This is a genomic window from Microbacterium sp. 13-71-7, assembly GCF_002257455.1.
GTDB lineage: Bacteria > Actinomycetota > Actinomycetes > Actinomycetales > Microbacteriaceae > Microbacterium.
Map to the genome: position 1 here is coordinate 1 of NZ_NCKN01000055.1, position 19,273 is coordinate 19,273.

General features: G+C 71.5%; 16 protein-coding genes. 10 read left to right on the plus strand and 6 right to left on the minus strand.

The window, feature by feature from the left end:
* The 6 genes from B7X32_RS07515 to B7X32_RS07540 all read right to left on the minus strand — a co-directional run.
* The coding region (locus tag B7X32_RS07515) for a helix-turn-helix domain-containing protein (protein ID WP_292718144.1) at positions 1 to 231 on the minus strand (231 nt) is incomplete at its 3' end.
* Between the two features lie 37 nt (positions 232 to 268).
* A complete protein-coding gene (locus B7X32_RS07520) occupies positions 269 to 1,837 on the minus strand; it encodes a glycoside hydrolase family 43 protein (RefSeq protein ID WP_292718146.1) in 1,569 nt (522 codons plus the stop codon).
* A complete protein-coding gene (locus B7X32_RS07525; protein WP_292718147.1) occupies positions 1,834 to 4,260 on the minus strand; it encodes a glycoside hydrolase family 3 N-terminal domain-containing protein in 2,427 nt (808 codons plus the stop codon). Before B7X32_RS07525 ends, B7X32_RS07520 begins: the two co-directional genes overlap by 4 nt.
* Before the next feature lie 2 nt (positions 4,261 to 4,262).
* The gene (locus tag B7X32_RS07530) at positions 4,263 to 5,153 is read right to left on the minus strand and encodes a carbohydrate ABC transporter permease (protein WP_292718149.1); all 891 of its coding nucleotides are present in this window, start codon (positions 5,151 to 5,153) and stop codon (positions 4,263 to 4,265) included.
* Positions 5,150 to 6,157 (minus strand): sugar ABC transporter permease, encoded by a 1,008-nt coding sequence (locus B7X32_RS07535; RefSeq protein WP_292718164.1) that lies wholly within the window; start codon positions 6,155 to 6,157, stop codon positions 5,150 to 5,152. The genes B7X32_RS07530 and B7X32_RS07535 overlap by 4 nt, the downstream gene beginning before the upstream one ends.
* Before the next feature lie 9 nt (positions 6,158 to 6,166).
* Positions 6,167 to 7,459: an extracellular solute-binding protein gene (locus B7X32_RS07540; protein ID WP_292718166.1), complete on the minus strand. Its 1,293-nt coding sequence runs from the start codon at positions 7,457 to 7,459 to the stop codon at positions 6,167 to 6,169.
* Positions 7,460 to 7,606: 147 nt separating this feature from the next.
* On the opposite strand from B7X32_RS07540, the gene B7X32_RS07545 reads away from it, so the two are divergent.
* The 10 genes from B7X32_RS07545 (at position 7,607) to B7X32_RS07590 (ending at position 19,267) form a co-directional block, all read left to right on the plus strand.
* On the plus strand, positions 7,607 to 8,608 hold the full coding sequence (locus tag B7X32_RS07545) for a LacI family DNA-binding transcriptional regulator (RefSeq protein ID WP_292718168.1): 1,002 nt from the start codon (positions 7,607 to 7,609) through the stop codon (positions 8,606 to 8,608).
* Positions 8,609 to 8,698: 90 nt separating this feature from the next.
* The gene (gene xylA, locus B7X32_RS07550; protein ID WP_292718170.1) at positions 8,699 to 9,889 is read left to right on the plus strand and encodes a xylose isomerase; all 1,191 of its coding nucleotides are present in this window, start codon (positions 8,699 to 8,701) and stop codon (positions 9,887 to 9,889) included.
* Positions 9,890 to 10,008: 119 nt separating this feature from the next.
* Entirely contained in the window at positions 10,009 to 11,346 is a 1,338-nt protein-coding gene (gene xylB, locus B7X32_RS07555) for a xylulokinase (protein ID WP_292718172.1), read from the plus strand.
* 10 nt (positions 11,347 to 11,356) lie between these two features.
* Positions 11,357 to 12,322, plus strand: coding sequence for an acetylxylan esterase (locus B7X32_RS07560; protein WP_292718174.1), 966 nt, complete (start codon positions 11,357 to 11,359; stop codon positions 12,320 to 12,322).
* 179 nt (positions 12,323 to 12,501) lie between these two features.
* Positions 12,502 to 13,665 carry an ROK family transcriptional regulator gene (locus tag B7X32_RS07565; protein ID WP_292718176.1) on the plus strand — a complete coding sequence of 388 codons (1,164 nt, stop codon included), beginning with the start codon at positions 12,502 to 12,504 and terminating at the stop codon, positions 13,663 to 13,665.
* Positions 13,666 to 13,734: 69 nt separating this feature from the next.
* Positions 13,735 to 15,069 (plus strand): ABC transporter substrate-binding protein, encoded by a 1,335-nt coding sequence (locus B7X32_RS07570; RefSeq protein ID WP_292718178.1) that lies wholly within the window; start codon positions 13,735 to 13,737, stop codon positions 15,067 to 15,069.
* Positions 15,069 to 16,076 (plus strand): sugar ABC transporter permease, encoded by a 1,008-nt coding sequence (locus tag B7X32_RS07575; RefSeq protein ID WP_292718180.1) that lies wholly within the window; start codon positions 15,069 to 15,071, stop codon positions 16,074 to 16,076. The genes B7X32_RS07570 and B7X32_RS07575 overlap by 1 nt, the downstream gene beginning before the upstream one ends.
* Complete coding sequence (locus B7X32_RS07580) at positions 16,073 to 16,954, plus strand: carbohydrate ABC transporter permease (RefSeq protein WP_292718182.1); 882 nt, start codon at positions 16,073 to 16,075, stop codon at positions 16,952 to 16,954. The genes B7X32_RS07575 and B7X32_RS07580 overlap by 4 nt, the downstream gene beginning before the upstream one ends.
* Before the next feature lies 1 nt (position 16,955).
* Positions 16,956 to 18,230, plus strand: a complete 1,275-nt coding sequence (locus tag B7X32_RS07585; protein ID WP_292718184.1) for a 6-phospho-beta-glucosidase — start codon at positions 16,956 to 16,958, stop codon at positions 18,228 to 18,230.
* Complete coding sequence (locus B7X32_RS07590) at positions 18,227 to 19,267, plus strand: BadF/BadG/BcrA/BcrD ATPase family protein (RefSeq protein WP_292718186.1); 1,041 nt, start codon at positions 18,227 to 18,229, stop codon at positions 19,265 to 19,267. Before B7X32_RS07585 ends, B7X32_RS07590 begins: the two co-directional genes overlap by 4 nt.
* Positions 19,268 to 19,273 lie beyond the last annotated feature (6 nt).

Genomic DNA, 19,273 nt, shown 5'->3' on the forward strand with positions numbered 1-19,273 from the left:
CGCGACCACCGGCGAGGGACGGCCCACTCTGCGGGTGGGATCGGGCTCGTGCTCCTGGACGAGGCCCGCCTCGACCAGGCGTCCGACGAGGTCCGAGACCGTGGAGCGGTTCAGCCCGGTCTCCGCGGTGATCACCGCGCGCGAGCGAGGACCGGAGTGATGCACGAGGCGCAGCACTTCGGCGAGGTTGGTGCGCCGCACCCCCTCGACGGTCGTGGCGCGTTCGTTCATCCGGCGTCTCGCTTCCTGCACGGGGTGGGACTCCAGGCTACCGATCGCGCCGTCCCGGCCGCGCCGGCGCGTACTCGAAACGGGTCACGCGCGCCTCTCCGCGGGGATCCGCCCCGCCGCTCGTCGCATGGACACCGATCCAGAGTCCGAGGAACCCGCCCGTGGCGGAGGCGTCCAGCTCCCGCCCGTCCGCGGTGACGAGCGCGACGCCCTCATGCCGGAGCACGTAGTCGTAGCCGCGCCCGCTCAACGCGAACTCCACCTCATCGGCATCCGCCGGCGCACCGTGATCCTGCCGCAGCGCGTCGCCGGCGCGGCGGCGTTCGGACGACAGCAGCAGCCCTTCCGCGGTGCGGCTGACGAAGAGCGTCACGTGATCCCGCTCGGACTGCCGCAGGACGAGGCCCGCGCTCTCGCCCTCCGCGAGACCGCGCACGTCCAGCACGCAGCGCACCTCGACGTCCTGATGCTGCTGCCTCACCCCGAGGAACGCCGGCGCCGACGCCTCCCGCAACGAGGTGGCGCGCACGGGCAGCCGCCACGCGCCGCCCTCGGCGACGGCGACCTCGGCGGGCAGGGCGCGCAGGGCGGTCCACCGCGGATCGGCGGGCGCGATGACGCCCGCGACGCGGTCGTCGGGCTGCCAGGATCCGGGCGGCGCCGCGGACGCCGGCCAGGGGATCCGGACCGTGCGCGGAAGCCGGCCCTCGCCCGGCGCGAACACGGGCCAGCCGTCCTCCCAGGACAGCGGGCACAGGAACGTCTCCCGTCCGAGCGGGTAATGCCGGCCGTCGGCCGCGCGCATCGCGAGCATCACCGCCTGCCAGGACCCGTCGGGGGCCTGGACGAGGTCGGCGTGCCCCGCGCCGATCACCTCGCTCGTGCGGCCGAGGTGCCGATGCGTGAAGACCGGGTTCGCCCGATTGCCGACGTAGGGCCCGGTGATCCGGTCGGCGCGCGCCACGCTCACCGCGTGGTGGAACTCGGTGCCGCCCTCCGCCGCGATCAGGAACCAGCGCCCATCGATCCGGTACAGATGCGGCCCTTCGGCCCAGACGGCGCCGCGCACCGCCCCGCGCCAGATCACGTGCTCCTCGCCGACGAGCGCCTGCCGCGCCGGCGAGTACTCCCGCACCCACACCTCGGTCTGGTCGGGCCACTCCGGCTCCGCGGCCAGGCGGGTGCCGTGCAGCCAGACGCGCCCGTCGTCGTCGAACGCGATCGACGGGTCGATGCCCCCGGCGTCGAGCATGACCGGATCGCTCCACGGCCCCGCCGGATCCGTCGCGGTGACGAGGAAGTTGCCGCCCCGGGACGCATCATCCCGGTCCACGAGCGCGCACACGACCCAGTACAGGCCGAGGCCGTGTCGGATCGTCGGTGCGTAGAGTCCCCCGGAGGATCCGATCCCGTCGAACTCGAGCATCCCCGGCCGGTCGACCACGTGCCCGATCGTCTCCCACCGCACCAGGTCGCGCGAGCGCAGCACCGGAAGGCCGGGAAGGTACTCGAAGGTCGAACTGACCAGGTAGTACCACTCGCCCACCCGGCAGACCGACGGATCCGGATGGCATCCCGGCAGGATCGGATTGTCGACCTCGATCACGCGATCGACACCTCCACCACCCGGGCGTCCGCGGCGGTCACCGCGTGCACGTCCCCGGTGAGCACGACGGGCAGCGCGGGCGTGGCGGCGCCGGGGAGGATGCGGCGCCGGGCAGCGCGCTCGTTCGTGATGGCGCCCCCGGTGATCCCCGCGATCTCCGGCGCCGGGGCGGAGGCCTCGGCGTGAGCCGCGGCCCACACGCGCACCTCCCCCGGTTCGACGACCCGCGTCAGGCCGCGGTCGCTGAACGCGAACCGGGCGGAGGGCACCTCGAACCGCACCGTGCGGCGCTCACCCGGATCGAGTTCCACCCGCGCGTAGCCGAGCAGCTGCGCGACAGGGCGGGTCACGCTCGCGACGACGTCCCGCCCGTACAGCTGCACGACCTCGGCCCCCCGCCGAGCGCCCGTGTTCGCCACGACCACCGAGGCGGCGAACGCCCCGCTCGTCGGCGCCACGTCCGAGACCTCGAACGCGTCGTACGCGAAGGTCGTGTAGGACAGCCCGAAGCCGAACGGCCGCAGCGGCGAAGGATCCGCCGAGGTCACGTCCGAGGGCCCGCCCAGGATCGGATGCAGATAGCTGTAGGGCTGCGCGCCCGAGGACCGCGGCAGGCTGAGCGGCAGGCGTCCGGACGGCGTCGTCGCGCCGGTCAGCACGTCCGCGATCGCCGCGCCGCCCTCCTCCCCCGGGAAGAAGGCCTGCAGCACGGCCGCGGGTCGTGCCGGGCCGACGTCGAGCGCCCAGTCGATCGCGTAGGGGCGACCGGAGAGCACGACCATGACCACGGGGGTCCCCGTCGCCACGACCCGCTCGACGAGGTCGCGCTGCACGCCGAGCAGATCCAGCGACTCCACGTCGTTGCCCTCCCCGACGGTGCCGCGCCCGAAGAGGCCGGCCTGGTCGCCGACCACGACGACCGCGACGTCGGCGGCTGCGGCGGCCCGCTCCGCCTCGGCGAGCCCCGTGCGGTCGTCGCCCTCGACCTCGGCCCCGCGGACGTGCACGATCTGCGCGGCGGGGAGGGCGGCGGCGAGCGCCTCGCGGACGGTCGGGATCTCGATGCCGAGCTCGTGGTCCGGGTGGTGGGCGAGCACGTGGTTCGCGAACGAGTAGCAGCCCTGCAGGGCCTCAGTGCGATCGGCGTTCGGGCCGATGAGGGCGATCCGCCGGGCCGTCCCGGCGAGCGGCAGCGTGCCGTCGTTGGACAGCAGCACGAGCGATGCGGCCGCGAGCCGGCGCGCGAGGTCGCGGTGCTGCGGGGTGTCGAGATCGACGGCGGACGGCGGCTCGTCCTCGAAGGCATCGGCCTCGAGCAGGCCGAGCTGCTCCTTCTGAGCGAGGACCCGGATCACCGCGCGGTCCAGATACGCCTCGTCGAGCGCGCCCGCGCGGATCCGGTCGATCAGCGGCGCCGCAAAGGCGTCGCCCGAGGGCAGCTCGACGTCGATCCCGGCCCGCAGCGCGAGCTCCGCGGCCTCGCCCCTGTCCGCCGCGACGGCATGCATGACCTCGAGGAAGGCGACGGCGAAGTAGTCGGCCACCACGACGCCGTCGAAGCCGAGGCGCTCCCGGAGCACGCCGGTCAGCAGCTCCGGATTCGAGGCGACCGGCACGCCGTCGATCTCGGCGTAGCTGTTCATGACGCTGCGCACGCCGCCGTCGCGGATCGCCATCTCGAACGGCGGCAGGAAGACGTCGGCGACCTCGCGCGGCCCCGCGGAGACGGGCGCGTGGTTGCGGCCCGCGCGGGATCCGGAGTAGCCGAGGAAGTGCTTCAGCGTGGCGTGCACGCCCGCGGACTGCAGCCCCCGCACGTAGGCGGTCCCGATCGTCCCGACCAGATACGGATCCTCGCCGATGCACTCGTCGACCCGTCCCCAGCGGGGATCGCGGACGACGTCGAGCACCGGCGCGAGGCCCTGGTGGACGCCGAGCCGCCGCATCGAATCGCCGATGAGCGCGCCCATCTCGGCGACCAGCTCCTGGTCGAACGAGGCGCCCCAGGCGAGGGGCGTCGGGAACGTCGCCGCCTTCCACGCGGCGAGGCCCGTGAGGCACTCCTCGTGCACGAGCGCGGGGATGCCGAGACGCGTCTCGCGCTTGAGCCTGCGCTGCTCGGCCCACAGCCAGGCGGCGCGCTCGGCCGGCTCCACAGGCCGGGTGCCGTACACACGCGTGTAGTGGCCGATGCCGTTGCGGGTCACGTCCGCCAGGGTGTCGTGGCGGCCCGCGGCGGCCATCTCGTTCTGCAGCGGGGCCACGACCTCGCCGCCCTGGTCGAGCCAGTAGCCGACGAGCTGCGCCGCCTTCTCCTCGAGCGTCATCCGGGCGAGGAGCGCCCCCACGCGTTCGGACGCGATCGGGAACGCCGGGATCTCCTCCGTCGAGGGGAAGGTCTCCAGGGAAGTGTCCGAAGCCATGCTCAGCCCTTCACCGCGCCGGTCAGGCCGCCCACGATGCGGCGTTCGAAGAGGCTGAAGAAGATGAGCGCGGGCAGCATCGACAGCGAGGTGTAGGCGAGCACGCGGGCGGTGTCGACCGAGTACTGCGAGGAGAAGTTCTGCACGCCGAGCGGCAGCGTGAACAGGCTCGGATCGTTGAGGATGAACAGCGGCAGCATGTAGCCGTTCCAGGACCCGACGAAGGCGAGGATGCCGACGGTGACGACGCCGGGCAGGCTGAGCGGGATCACCATCCGCCAGAAGAAGCCGAGGCGTGACGCGCCGTCGATCGCCGCGGCCTCCTCGAGCTCCTTCGGGATCGCCTTCAGGAACGGCACGAGGATGATGATCGTCGTCGGGAGCGCGAACGCGATCTGCGGCACGATGATGCCGGCCAGGCTGTTCACCAGGCCGAGGTTGCGGATCAGCAGGTACAGCGGGGTGATCGCGACGGTGACGGGGAACATCAGCCCGGCGGCGAACAGCGAGTACATGACCGGCTTGGCGGCGAACTCGTACCGGGCGAGCACGTACGCCGCCATCACGCCGAGCAGCACGGCGCCGGCGGTCGTGCCGATCGCCACGACGGTCGAGTTGACCAGGGCGGTCCAGAACTCGGATCCGGCGAGCACGTCGGAGTAGTTGGAGAACTGCCACGGGGCGGGGAAGCCGGACGGATCCTTCGTGATCTGCGAGTTCGTGCGGAACCCGCCGATGATGATGTAGAGCACGGGTGTGATGCAGATCGTCACGAGCACGATCGCGATCAGGTACAGCCCCGGGCTCCCCCAGGGCGCCTTCTCCGAGCGGCGGACGCCCCTGCGGCCGCGCGGCTGCACGACGGCAGTGGTGCGGAGGGTGTCGGTGGTCATCTGCGGGCCTTTCCGCTGTCGCCCGTCAGGGCGCCGTCGGTGTCGCGCCGGAGCACGAACCGCTGATAGATCAGGGCGACGACGAGGGTGATCAGGAAGAGCATCACCGCGACCGCGTTGCCGAAGCCGTAGCTGCCGGCCAGATGCCCGTTCTGGTACATGTACGTCGCCATCGTGGAGGTGCCCGCCGTCGCGGAGATGTACTGCCCCCAGATGATGTTGACGAGGTCGAAGAGCTGCAGGGCGCCGATGATCGACAGGAACGCCCATATTCGGATCGTCGGGCCCAGCAGCGGCACGGTGATGTTCCACTGGATCTTCCAGAATCCGGCGCCGTCGATCGCCGCCGCTTCGAAGAGCTCCTCGGGGATGGACTGCATCCCCGCGAGCATGAGGATGACCGCGAAGCCGATGTACTTCCAGGTGATGATGATCATCAGCGTCCACAGGGCGAGCTTCGGATCCGCGAGCCAGGACTGCTGGAGGAAGCCGAGTCCGAGCTTGCCGAGCAGCGAGTTCAGCGCGCCGGCGTCCTGCATCATCAGGCTCCACCCCGTGCCGACGATGACCTCGGAGATCACGTACGGCACGAAGATCAGCACGCGGATGAGCGATCGCCCGCGGAACTTCTGATTCAGCAGGAGCGCGAACAGGATCGCGATCGGCCCCTGCAGCACGAGGGAGAGCACGACGATCGCGAAGTTGTGCACCACCGCGTCGCGGAAGGTGTGGTCCTGCCACATGTGGATGTAGTTGTCGAGGCCGACGAACTGCGTCGGCCAGCCGAACCCGTTCCACTTGAAGAACCCGTAGACGGATGCCATCCCCACCGGGAGGATGACGAATCCGACGAACATCAGCAGGGCGGGCCCCGAGAGCAGCGCGATCTCACCACGCTTGCGCCAGTCGGCGCGTGCTCGCCGCACCGGAGCCGGGGTGGTCCCGGTCCCGGTGCGGCGATCGCTCTCAGGCACGGCCTCGGCCATCACCTGGGTGCCGGTCATCGCTCTCGCTCAGCCTCTCGCCGCGGCGTCGGTGATCTTCTGGAGGAGGTTCTTGGGGTCGCCCTGACCGGCGAGCATCTCGACCACGCCGGTGTTCAGCGCGTTGCCGACGTTCTGTCCGAGGGCGGTGTCGAGCCAGAGCGCCACGTAGGGGGCGCTTCCGTACGCCTCCATGAGCGGCGTGAGCGACGCGTTGTCGACGGCCCCCTTCGCGTCCTGGTTGGCGGGGATGGTCTGGAACGCCTTCGCGTAGTTCTCCTGCTGCGCCTTCGACGAGACGAAGTTGAGGAACTTCTCGCAGGAGGACGGGGACTTCTCGGAGCAGGAGTATCCGTCGACGCCGCCCATCATCGCGCCCGGCTCGCCCTTGCCCCCCGAGACCTCGGGGAACGGGAACCAGTCGAGGTCCGCCAGCGGCTTCTTGTCGGGTGTCAGGCTCGCGATCACGCCCGGGTCCCAGGCGCCCATGAGCTCCATCGCCGCCTTGTGGTTGGCGACCAGGCCGGCGGACGAGTTGGCGCCCTGCTGGGCCGAGGTGGTGAGGAAGCCCTCGTTGAACGGCTCGACCTGCGCGAACTTCTGCAGGTTGTTCGCCGCGGTCAGCCAGCAGCCGTCAGTGAAGTCCTTCTTGGTGGCGAGGTTCGTGATGAGGTCCTTGCCGCAGGCGCGCACGGCGAAGAAGTAGTACCAGTGCGCGGCCGGCCAGGCGTCCTTCGCACCGAGCGCGATCGGCGCGATGCCTGCGGCCTTGAGCTTGGTGATGGCGGCCTCGAGGTCGTCCATGGTCTTCGGGGTCTCGGTGATGCCCGCCTTCGCGAACAGATCCTTGCTGTAGAAGAGACCGCCGGGCAGCACCGCCATGGGCACGCCGTAGAGCTTGCCGTCGACGGTGAACGCGCTCAGCGCCGCGTCTCCGATCGCCTTCTTGACATCGGGATCGATCTTGTCCGACAGGTCCTTGACCTTGCCTGCGGCCACGACGTCGGCGAGCTTGCTGCCGCCGCGCGCCATGAAGACGTCGGGCATGTCGCCCGAGTTGACGGCGGTCTGCAGCTTGCCGTCCATGTCCTCGTTCTGGATCGACGTGACCTTCACCGTCACGTCGGGGTTGGCCTTCTGGAACGCCGCCGCCGCGTCGGTCCAGAACTGCTTGCCGTCCCCCGTGGTCGAGTTCTGCCACACGGTCAGCGTCTGCTTGCCCCCGGTATCGCCGCTGCCCGAGCCTCCGGAGCAGCCGGTGAGGACGATCGCTCCCACGGCTGCGACTGCCACGGCGGCGGTCAGCACCTTGCGGATCTTCATGCTGTCTTTCTCCTCATCATCGAGTTCCAGCACCGCGCCGACAATTTGTTGTCGACTACAGCGAATGTGCCGTCGGCCTACTCTGGCACCCGGATCGCCCGCATGTCAAACGATATCGATAACGTTTTCGCTCGATAGATTGATGCGATGAGCCCACGCATCACGATCCACGACGTCGCCCGGGCCGCGGGCGTCTCGGTCGCGACCGTCTCGAAGGCGATCAACGGCCGCGACGGGGTCGCGCCGACCACGCTCGCGCACGTCCAGGAGGTCGTCGAGCGGCTCGGCTACGAGAGTTCGCTGGTCGCGACGTCGATGCGACGCCGCCGCACCGACGTGATCGGGGTGCTCGTGGCCGAGTTCGAGCCCTTCGCCGTCCAACTGCTGCAGGGCGTTTCGACGGCCCTGCAGGGGACGCGGTTCGACGTGCTGGCCTACGCGGGGACCGTGTCCGCCGGCGACCACCGCGGCTGGGAGCGCCGGTCCCTGTCGCGCCTGGGTGGAACCCTGATCGACGGAGCGATCCTGGTCACGCCGACCACGACGCCGGCCGAGGGGGCCGTGCCGATCGTGGCGATCGACCCCCATGAGGGATCCTCCGAGGGGCCCGCGAGCGTGAGCGTCCTGAACGTCGACGGGGCGCGCGCGGCGACCGCGCACCTGGTCGCCCTCGGGCACCGGCGCATCGCGCACCTGCGCGGCCGGACGGACCTCGAGTCGGCGCATCAGCGGGAGGACGGCTACCGGCGGGCGCTCGACGAGGCCGGCATCCCGTTCGACCCGGCGCTCGTCGTGGACGGCGGCTATCGCGCCGCCGCCTCGACCGCCGGCGCCCACGCGCTCCTCGATCTCGCAGACCCGCCCACCGCGGTGTTCGCCGCCAACGACCTGTCCGCGATCGAGATGATCCGCGTCGCCGCCGAGCGCGGCCTGCGCGTTCCGGACGACCTCTCCGTCGTGGGCTTCGACGACGTGCCGGAGGCTGCGGCGCACACGCCCCAGCTCACGACCGTGCGACAGCCGCTCGCCGAGATGGGCGCGGCGGCGGTGAACCTGCTGCTGGCGATGCTCGACGGGGCGCCGCGGGAGCACGTGCGGATGCCGGCCGAGTTGATCGTGCGGAACTCGACGGCCGCCGCCCGCCGCTGAGCACGGATCCGCCGGACGTTGCGGACGCTCGACCTCGCTGATATGTTCGCTGCTACAACATTTCACCGACGTCGCTGAAGGCGGATCACCATGTCACTCACCCCCACCCGCGAGGACAAGTTCTCGTTCGGTCTCTGGACCGTCGGCTACAACGGCGCCGACCCGTTCGGCGGCCCGACCCGCCCGGCCCTCGACGTCGTCCACGCCGTGGAGAAGCTGGCGGAGCTCGGCGCCTACGGCCTGACCTTCCACGACGACGACCTGTTCGCGTTCGGATCCGCCGACGCCGAGCGGCAGACCCAGATCGACCGCCTCACGGGCGCCCTGGCCGACACCGGGCTCGTGGTGCCGATGGTGACGACGAACCTGTTCAGCGCCCCGGTCTTCAAGGACGGCGGCTTCACCTCGAACGACCGCGCCGTGCGCCGCTACGCGCTGCGCAAGGTCCTGCGCCAGCTCGACCTCGGCGCCGAGCTCGGGGCGAAGACGTTCGTCATGTGGGGCGGCAGGGAGGGCGCGGAGTACGACTCCGCCAAGGACATCCGCTCGGCACTGGAGCGCTACCGCGAGGCCGTGAACCTCCTCGGCGACTACGTGACCGACAAGGGATACGACATCCGCTTCGCGATCGAGCCGAAGCCGAACGAGCCCCGCGGCGACATCCTGCTGCCGACGCTGGGCCACGCGCTCGCGTTCATCGACTCCCTCGAGCGCCCCGAGCTCGTGGGCCTCAACCCCGAGGTCGGCCATGAGCAGATGGCGGGGCTCAACTTCGCCGCCGGCATCGCGCAGGCGCTGTACCACGGCAAGCTCTTCCACATCGACCTGAACGGACAGCGCGGCATCAAGTACGACCAGGATCTGGTGTTCGGCCACGGCGACCTGCACAACGCGTTCGCCCTCGTCGACCTGCTCGAGAACGGCGGGCCGGGCGGCGTGCCCGCCTACGACGGCCCGCGCCACTTCGACTACAAGCCGAGTCGCACCGAGGACGAATCCGGCGTGTGGGATTCGGCGAGCGCGAACATGCGCACGTACCTGCTGCTCAAGGAGCGCGCCGCGGCGTTCCGCGCCGACCCCGAGGTGCAGGAGGCGCTGGCCGCGTCGCGCGTCGACGAGCTCTCCGCACCGACCCTCGCGTCGGGTGAGGGCTACGACGCCCTGCTCGCCGACCGCTCCGCCTACGAGGACTTCGACACGGACGCGTACTTCGGTGGCAAGGGCTTCGGGTTCGTGCGCCTGCAGCAGCTCGCCACCGAGCACCTCCTCGGCGCCCGCTGAGTCCACTCCCCTCGACGCCCCCTCTCGGTGCCGAGGCCCCCTCTCAGATGCGCTGCGCAGAGGGGGCCTCGGTGCCACGGAGGGGCGTCGACACCTCGAACCCCGCGAAAGGAAGCCCCGTGCCGCTCGTGATGGGCGTGGACTCGTCCACCCAGTCCTGCAAGGTCGTGATCGTCGACGCCGGATCCGGATCCGTCGTGCGCACCGGGAGGGCCGCGCATCCGGACGGGACCTCCGTCGACCCCGAGGCGTGGTGGCGCGCGCTGAACGCCGCGATCGCCGACGCCGGCGGGATCGACGACGTCTCGGCCTGGGCGATCGGCGGCCAGCAGCACGGCATGGTCGCGCTGGACGCATCCGGATCCGTGATCCGCGATGCCCTGCTGTGGAACGACACCCGCTCGGCGCAGGCCGCCCAGGATCTGATCGCCGAGTTCGGCGCGGACGAGCTCGCCGCACGCACGGGGCTCGTCCCCGTCGCGTCGTTCACGCTCACGAAGCTGCGCTGGCTGCGGGACGCGGAGCCGGAGAACGCCGCGCGCGTGGCCGCCGTGGCGCTGCCCCACGACTGGCTGACGTGGCGGCTGCGCGGTTACGGGCCGGCGCAGACCTCGCCCCTCGGGCCGGCCATGGACGAGCTCGTCACCGACCGCTCCGACGCGAGCGGAACCGGATACTGGAACCCCGCCGACGGATCGTACGACAGGGAGCTGCTCATCGCCGCGCTCGGGCACGATGCGATCCTGCCGCGCGTGCTGGGCCCGGACGAGTCGGTCGCGGATCCCGCCGGCCGCGCGGTCGGCCCCGGCGCCGGCGACAACGCCGCCGCGGCGCTCGGTCTCGGCGCGGAGCGGGGCGACGTCGTCGTCTCCATCGGCACCTCCGGCACCGTGTGCGCGATCAGCGCCGCACCGATCGCGGATCCCTCCGGCACCGTCGCGGGGTTCGCCGACGCGACCGGGAACTTCCTCCCTCTCGTGGCGACGCTGAACGCGGCGCGCGTGCTCGACGTCACCGCGGCGCTGCTCGGCATCGGGCACGACGAGCTCAGCGACCTCGCGCTGCACGCCTCCGCCGGCGCGGACGGGCTGACCCTGCTCCCCTATTTCGAGGGCGAGCGCACCCCGAACCTTCCCGACGCCACCGCGACGCTGACCGGCATGACGCTCGCCTCCACCACCCGGGCGAACCTCGCCCGCGCCGCCGTGGAGGGCATGCTCCGCGGTCTGGGCGCCGGACTCGACGCCCTCCGCGGTCTCGGCATCCCGCTCGAGCGCGCCCTGCTCATCGGCGGCGGCGCGCAGTCCGAGGCGGTGCGCCGGATCGCGCCGGCGATCCTCGGCGTGCCGGTCGAGGCGCCGGCCCCAGGAGAGTACGTCGCGCTGGGCGCCGCCCGGCAGGCCGCCGCCCTGACGGGGCACCCGGTTCTCCGCTCCCGCCGCGCGGATCGCCCCTAGGCTGACGGGCATGCCGCTGACCGATCTCCCCCTCGCCGATCTGCTCGCCTACCGCCCCGAGGTCGCCGAACCCGCCGACTTCGACGCGTTCTGGCGCGACACGCTGGCCGGATCCCGCGGCCTCGCCGCCGCTGCCGAGCTCTCGCCCGCGCCGACTCCGATCGATCAACTCGTCGTCGAGGACCTCGCGTTCTCCGGATTCGGCGGCGAGCGGATCCGCGGCTGGGTCACCCGGCCTCGCCGGGAGGGACCTCTGCCGGTCGTCATCGAGTACCTCGGCTACGGCGGCGGCCGCGGCATCCCCGGCGAGCGCCTGCAGTGGGCGGCCTCGGGATACGTGCACGTGCTCATGGACACGCGCGGCCAGGGCGCCGGCTGGGGATCCGGCGGCGCCACCCCGGATCCGCACGGATCGGACGGAGCGACGCCCGGGTTCATGACGCGCGGCATCGCGCGCCCCGAGGACTACTACTACCGCCGGGTGTTCACCGACGCGGTGCTGCTCGTGGATGCCGTGCAGGACTTCGCCTTCGCCGATCCGGCGCGGATCGCGGTGACCGGCGGCAGCCAGGGCGGCGGCATCAGCCTCGCCGCGGCGGCACTGCACCCCGGCGTCGCGGCGGTCATGCCCGATGTGCCGTTCCTGAGCCACTTCCGCCGCTCGGTCCTGCTGACCCCCGAGCACCCGTTCCGCGAGATCGAGCGCTACCTCTCGGTGCACCGCGATCGCGTCGAGCAGGTCTTCCAGACGCTGTCCTACTTCGACGGCGTGAACTTCGCCCGACGCATCACACGGCCCGCGCTGTTCTCGGTGGCCCTCATGGACGACATCGTGCTGCCGTCCAGCGTCTTCGCCGCCTACAACCATCTCGCCACGGAGGACGCGTCCATCGAGGTCTACGAGTTCAACGGCCACGAAGGCGGCGGCTTCGCCCAGTGGCTGCGGCAGACTGCCTGGCTCGCCGAGCGGATCTGACGCGCGGGCGCTCGCCCTTCGCCCGTTCAGGTCGCACTTTCTGCCTCGAAAACCCGGTTTCAGCGGCAGAAAGTGCGACCTGAGCGCCACCGCCTTCGGATCCGACCCGTCTCGGGGGTTGACGAGGTCACTTCTGGAATCTATAAAGAAACTTAGCTATTAGATATTCAGGAGTTGCGATGACGCCTTCCCCCGCCCCCGGCACCCCCGGCTGGCTCGCCCTGCGCAACGACCAGGCGGCGCTCGCGCTCCTCCTCGACGAAGGCCCTCTGACGCGCAATCGCATCGGCGAGCTGACCGGGCTCTCCAAGCCGACCGCGGCGCAGATCGTGGCGCGCCTCGAGGAGGCGGGCCTCATCCGCACCGCGGGCGAGCTCTCCGCCGGCCGCGGACCGAACGCGGTGACCTACGACGTCCGGCTCGACCACACCCTGGGCGTCGCGATCGACGTGGACGAGACCGTGCTGCGCGCGACCGTCGTCGACGCGCGCGGTTCGCAGCACCCGGTCGCGACCGTCGCGCTCGACACCGCGCACTCGCGCTCCGCGGAGGGCGACGTCCGCCGCGGGATCGAGGCCGCCTGCGCCGCGGCGGGTGTGGATTCGGCCGCGATCGTCGAGATCGTGATCGGCGTGCAGGCCGCCACGGATCCCGCCGCGGACCGCCTGAACTTCACGGACACCCTCGACGGCTGGCCCATGCAGAACGCCCGCGGCGAGCTCGAGGCGGGCCTCGGCATCGCCGTGACGCTGGAGAACGACGTGAACCTCGCCGCGATCGCGGAGCGGGCGGAAGGCGCCGGCACCGATGCCGCGGGCTTCGCGCTGCTGTGGCTCGGCGAGGGCCTCGGCCTCTCCATCGACCTGGACGGCGCGATCCTGCACGGCGCGACCGGCGGCGCCGGCGAGATCGGCTATCTGCCCGCACCACGCACGGCGATGGCGATCGACCCGGATGCGGAGGACCTCCAGGAGCTGGTCGGCGGATCCGCGGTCGCACGCGCCGCGAGCACGGCCCTTGGCACCCCGCTCGACTACCCGCACGCGCTCGAGGCCCTCGCCTCCGTCCCGGAGCAGGAGCGGATCCTTCCCGCGCTGGCCGCGCGCATCGCCTTCGCGCTGACCCCGGTGATCGCGGTGCTCGATCCGTCGCTCGTGATCCTCGGCGGCCCCACCGGCGTCGCCGGCGGGGCGCCGCTGGCCGACGCCGTCTCCGCGGCCCTGCGCGCCTCTTCGAGCTGGAACCCGATCGTGCACACCACCGGCGCACCCGCCGACGCGGTGCTGCTCGGCGCGCGCCATGTGCTCGTGTCGCGCCTGCGCGGCCGGATCCTGCCCGACTGACCACCCCCGGGGAACGCCCGGGACCACGGCGATGACGGGGCGACTGCCCCCATGAACAGAGAGGTTCACATGAAACGCCACACCACGAGACGGCTCGGAGCCGTCGCCGCGATCGCCGTCGCGGGCGTCGTCCTCGCCGGCTGCTCCGGCGGATCCGACACCGCCATCGCCTCGAAGGCGCCCGATCATCTGTCCGGCACGGTCACGCTGTGGGAGTTCTTCAGCGACCGCGAGGCGGGCGTCGTGCAGTCCGTGATCGACGACTTCCACAAGAAGTACCCCGACGTGAAGGTCGACGTGCGCACGGGCCAGGAGGACGACAAGATCATCAAGGCGATCGCCGCCGGCAACGGCCTCGACGTCGCCATCTCCGGAGCCGTCGACAATGTCGGCGCGTTCTGCTCCTCGGGCGCGCTGCGCGATCTGACCCCCTACATCCAACGCGACGGCGTCGACCTGTCCCAGCTGTCGGACGTCGCCCGCGGCTACACGTCGTTCGACGGCAAGCAGTGCGCGCTGCCGATGCTCGCCGACGTGCAGGGCCTCTACTACAACACGGATCTGCTGCAGGCGGCCGGCTACAGCGCCCCGCCGAAGACGCTCGGCGAGCTCGAGACGATGGCCGTCAAGCTCACGACGTACAACCCGGACGGATCCATCAAGACCCTCGGCTTCAACCCGCTCATGGGCGCCTACGAGAACGCGCCCACCGTCTTCGGCGCCGCAGCCGGCGCGGAGTGGATGAAGGACGGCAAGAGCGCCATCGCGTCCTCCCCCGGCTGGAAGGACCTGATGACCTGGCAGAAGGGCTTCATCGACAAGATCGGCTACGACAAGCTCAAGGCCTTCACCGCGGGCCTCGGCGACGAGTTCTCCGCCGGCCAGGCCTTCCAGACCGGCCAGCTCGCGATGAACCTCGACGGGGAGTGGCGGGTCGCCTTCCTCGCCGATCAGGCGCCCGACGTGAAGTACGGCGTCGCGCCGTTCCCGGTGCTGGACGGTCACGAGGATCTCTACGGCGGCGGGTACTCCTCCGGCACCATCGCGGGCGTCTCCAAGGGATCCAAGAACCCCGAGGCCGCCTGGGCGCTGCTGCGCTACCTGACCTTCGACACCGACGCGGTCGTGAAGCTCGCGAACGGCCTGAAGAACGTGCCGACCACGAAGGACGCGCTCGCGTCGTCGAAGCTCGACCTCCCGGATCAGTTCGGCACGTTCCTCGACATCGCGAAGAGCCCGCACCTGACCTCGATCCCGGCGACCGTGATCGGCAGCGCGAACCAGGTGGCGCTCTCCGGCTACTGGACGAAGTTCCAGTCCGGCGGCGGGGGCGACATCGATGCGGGGCTGAAGAAGGTCGACAAGGACATCGACGACCAGCTCGCGCTGAGCGAAGGCCCGTGATGACGGCGACGCTCGCTCCGGGGCGTGCGGAGACCCCTCCGCGCGCCCCTGGCACCGCCGCCCGCCGCCGGCGCGGCTCCGCGGCCCGTCGCCGGCGGTGGAGCATCGCCCTGATGCTCGCCCCGACGATCCTCGGCCTCGCCGTCTTCTTCGTCTACCCGCTCGTGGCGAACCTGTACTTCTCGTTCACGCGGTACGACCTCGTCTCGGCGCCGCAGTGGAACGGCTTCAGCAACTACGTCTACCTGTTCACGAAGGATCCGCGGATCGTCACGGCCGCCCTGAACACCCTGTGGTTCGTCGTGATCCTCGTGCCGATCAGGATCGTCTGCGCGCTCGCCGTGGCCGGCCTCCTGCTGCGCGCCCGGAGCGCCAGCGGGATCTGGCGCACGATCTTCTACCTGCCCGCGCTCGTCCCGCCCGTGGCGTCCGTCGTCGCGTTCGTGTTCCTCTTCAATCCGGGGACGGGTCCCGTCAACCTCCTGCTGAAGAGCCTCGGGATCCCCGGTCCGCTGTGGTTCAACGACCCGGCGCTCGCGAAGCCCTCGCTCGTGCTGCTCGGGGTGTGGGTCATGGGCGACGTGATGATCATCCTGCTCGCCGCCCTCCTGAACGTGCCGCGCGACCAGTACGAGGCGGCCTCCCTCGACGGGGCGAACGGTCTGCAGAAGGTGCGCTACGTGACGATCCCGTCGATCGCGCCCGTGCTGCTGTTCGCCCTGGTCACCGGCATGATCGCGGCCCTGCAGTACTTCACCGAGGCCGCGGTCGCCTCCGGCGTCGCGTCCGGCCGCTCCGGCGCCGCCTCCGGCGGACTCGCCGCCGACATCGGCTATCCCGAGGACTCGCTGCTCACCTATACGCAGTGGCTCTACGTCCGCGGGTTCGCCAACTTCCAGCTCGGCTACGCCGCCGCCATGGCCGTGGTGCTGTTCGTGGTCGCGAGCGTGTTCGTGGCCCTGCTCCTGCGCAAGTCGCGGGCCTTCTCCCCGGAGGACTTCTCATGACGGCGACCGCCCTCATCACCACGGGATCCGCTCGTCCCCCTCGCCCGGTGCGCGGCGGCCGGCGGATGCTCGTCTGGATCGCGGACCACACCGTGCTCTCGGTGCTCGCGGTGCTGTTCCTCGCCCCGATCCTGTTCGTGCTGCTGACCTCGTTCATGTCGAGCAGGCAGACGCTGACGGCCTCGATCTGGCCGCAGCCATGGGACCTCTCGAACTACGTCCGCGCGTTCACGCAGGTGCCGCTGGGGCTGTGGTTCCTGAACTCCGCCTTCTACGCGGTGCTCGCCACGGCGTTCATGCTGGTCTCCTCGGTGCCGGCGGCCTACGTGCTGGCGAAGATCCGCTTCCGCGGCGCGAACGTCATCTTCCTCGCGATCATCGTCGCGATGCTGCTGCCGCCGCAGGTGACGATCGTCCCGGTCTACGTGATGTTCTCGAAGCTCGGGCTGACCGGCACGCTGTGGCCGCTGATCCTGCCGAACCTGCTCGGAGACGCGTTCTCGATCTTCCTGCTGCGGCAGTTCTTCCTCACCATCCCCACCGCCTATGCCGATGCCGCGCGGATCGACGGCAACGGCGAGTGGGGCGTGCTGTGGCGCGTGATGGTGCCGATGACCAAGCCCGGCATCGCCTCGGCGGCGATCTTCCTGTTCTTCAACTCGTGGAACGACTACTTCGGGCCCCTGCTGTACGCCTCGGAGAACCCCGCGGCATGGACGGTCGCCTACGGCCTCTCCACCTTCCACGGCACCCACGGCACCGACTGGGGCACGACCATGGCCGTGACCATGCTCGTGACGATCCCCGTCGTCATCGTGTTCTTCTTCGCCCAGCGCGTCTTCGTCGAGGGCATCAATCTGACCGGCGTGAAGGGCTGACATGAAACTCACCGTCATCGGAGGGGGATCCACCTACACCCCCGAACTCACGGACGGGTTCTCGCGGCTGCGCGACGTGCTGCCGATCGACGAGCTCTGGCTCGTGGATCCGGACGACCGCCGCAGGGAGCTGGTCGCCGGGATCTCCCGGCGGATGTTCGCGCGCGCGGGCCACCCCGGGCGGATCCGCGCGACCGCGGACCTCGTCGAGGGCGTCGCCGACGCGGACGTGGTGCTGATCCAGCTGCGCATCGGCGGCCAGGCGGCCCGGCTCGGCGACGAGACCTGGCCGCACGAGGCATGCTGCATCGGGCAGGAGACCACGGGCCCCGGTGGGCTCGCCAAGGCGCTGCGCACCGTGCCCGTGGTGCTCGAGGTCGCGGAGGCCGTGCGCCGGCACGCGAAGCCCGGCGCGTGGATCGTCGACTTCACGAACCCGGTCGGGATCGTGACGCGGGCGCTGCTCGAGGAGGGTCACCGCGCGATCGGCCTGTGCAACGTGGCGATCGGCTTCCAGCGACGCTTCGCGCACATGCTCGACGCGGATCCGTCCCGCGTGCGGCTGGAGCACGTCGGCCTCAACCACCTCACCTGGGAGCGCGGAGTGCTGCTGGACGGCGCCGACGCGCTGCCCGCCCTGCTGCGGGACCGCCTTCCCGAGCTCGCGGACGAAGTCGGGATGCCGGCACCGCTGCTCGAGAACCTCACGATGGTGCCGTCGTACTACCTCCGCTACTACTACGCGCACGACCGCGTCTTCGAGGAGCAGCGGCACGAGCAGCCGCGCGCGGAGAAGGTCATGGAGGTGGAGCGGGAGCTGCTGCGGCTCTATGCGGATCCGTCCGTCGACGCGAAACCCGCGATCCTCGCCGAGCGCGGCGGCGCGTTCTACTCCGAGGCCGCGGTGGATCTCATCGCCTCGCTGCAGAGCGATCGCGGCGACGTGCAGGTCGCGAACCTGCGCAACGACGGCACGCTGCCGTTCCTCCCCGACGACCACGTCATCGAGGTGTCGGCCACGATCGGCGCGGCCGGTCCCGTCGCCGTGCCGGTGGCACCGCTGCCGGCCGACGTGCAGGGGCTGATCGGCCACGTCGCGGGCTATGAGCGGCTCGCCCTCGACGCCGCACGGCACACCGGGTCCGCCGCGCACGGGCGGGGGCTCGTCGAGCGCGCTCTGCTCGCGCATCCGCTGGTCGGACAGTGGGACAGGGCGGAGAAGCTCGCGGACCTCCTGCTCGCGAACAACCGGGATCACCTGGCATGGGCGCGATGAGCGGCACGGCGGTCCGCGCAGGGCGCGAGCGCCCTGCGGCGCCCGCCCGGGGGATCGTCGTCGCGGTCGACGGCGGCGGGACGAAGACCGACGCCGTCGCCCTCGACGAGACGGGGGCGGTCGTGGCGCATGTCCGGCTCGGCCCCTCGGATGTGCACCCGGGCCGTGAGGGGGAATCGGTCTCCGTCGTCGACGAGGCCGTGGAGCGGGTGCGCACGGAGGCCGGAGGGGCGCCGCTGCTGAGGGTCGGCGTGTTCCTCTCCGGCCTCGATCACGAGGCCGAGGTCGCCGCCTACCGGGCGCGGATCCTTCCGCTGCCGTGGTTCCGCGGCGACGACGCCGTCGACGCGCACCTGGAGAACGACACGTTCGCCCTGCTCCGCACGGGCACGCTCGCGGCGGACGCCGTCGCCGTCGTCTGCGGCACCGGCCTCAACGCGATCGGCGTGCGCGCCGACGGCGCCACGGCCCGCTTCCTCGCGTGGGGCGCGGTCTCGGGCGACTGGGGCGGGGGCACCGATCTCGGCACCGAGGCGCTGCGCCTGGCCGCGCGGGCGCTGGACGGCCGCGGCCCCGAGACCGTGCTGACCACCGCCATCCCGCCGCGCCTGGGACGCCCCGACCTCGCCGCGCTCATCGAGGACGTGCACTTCGGGCGCATCCGCGAGGAGCGGCTGTCCGAGCTCGTGCCGGCCGTCTTCGCCGCTGCCGCCGAGGGCGACGCCGTGGCATGCGCCCTCGTGCAGCGCCAGGCCGGGGAGATCGTCGGGATGGCGGCGAGCGCCGCCGGGCGTCTCGGCCTCGAGCGCGCGCGGATCCCGGTCGTGCTCGGCGGCGGCATGATCGCCGCGCGTCTCCCGCTGCTGCTCGACGGCGTGCGGCAGGGGCTCGCGGAGCGGCTCCCGAACGCAGTGCCGACCGTGGTCGACGCCCGGCCCGTCGTCGGCGCCGGCCTCGCGCTGCTCGAGCAGCGCGGCGCCTCGGATGCCGTGCTGCACCGCGCCCGCACCGCGATCGAGCGCGCCGTGGCCGCCTGACGTCCG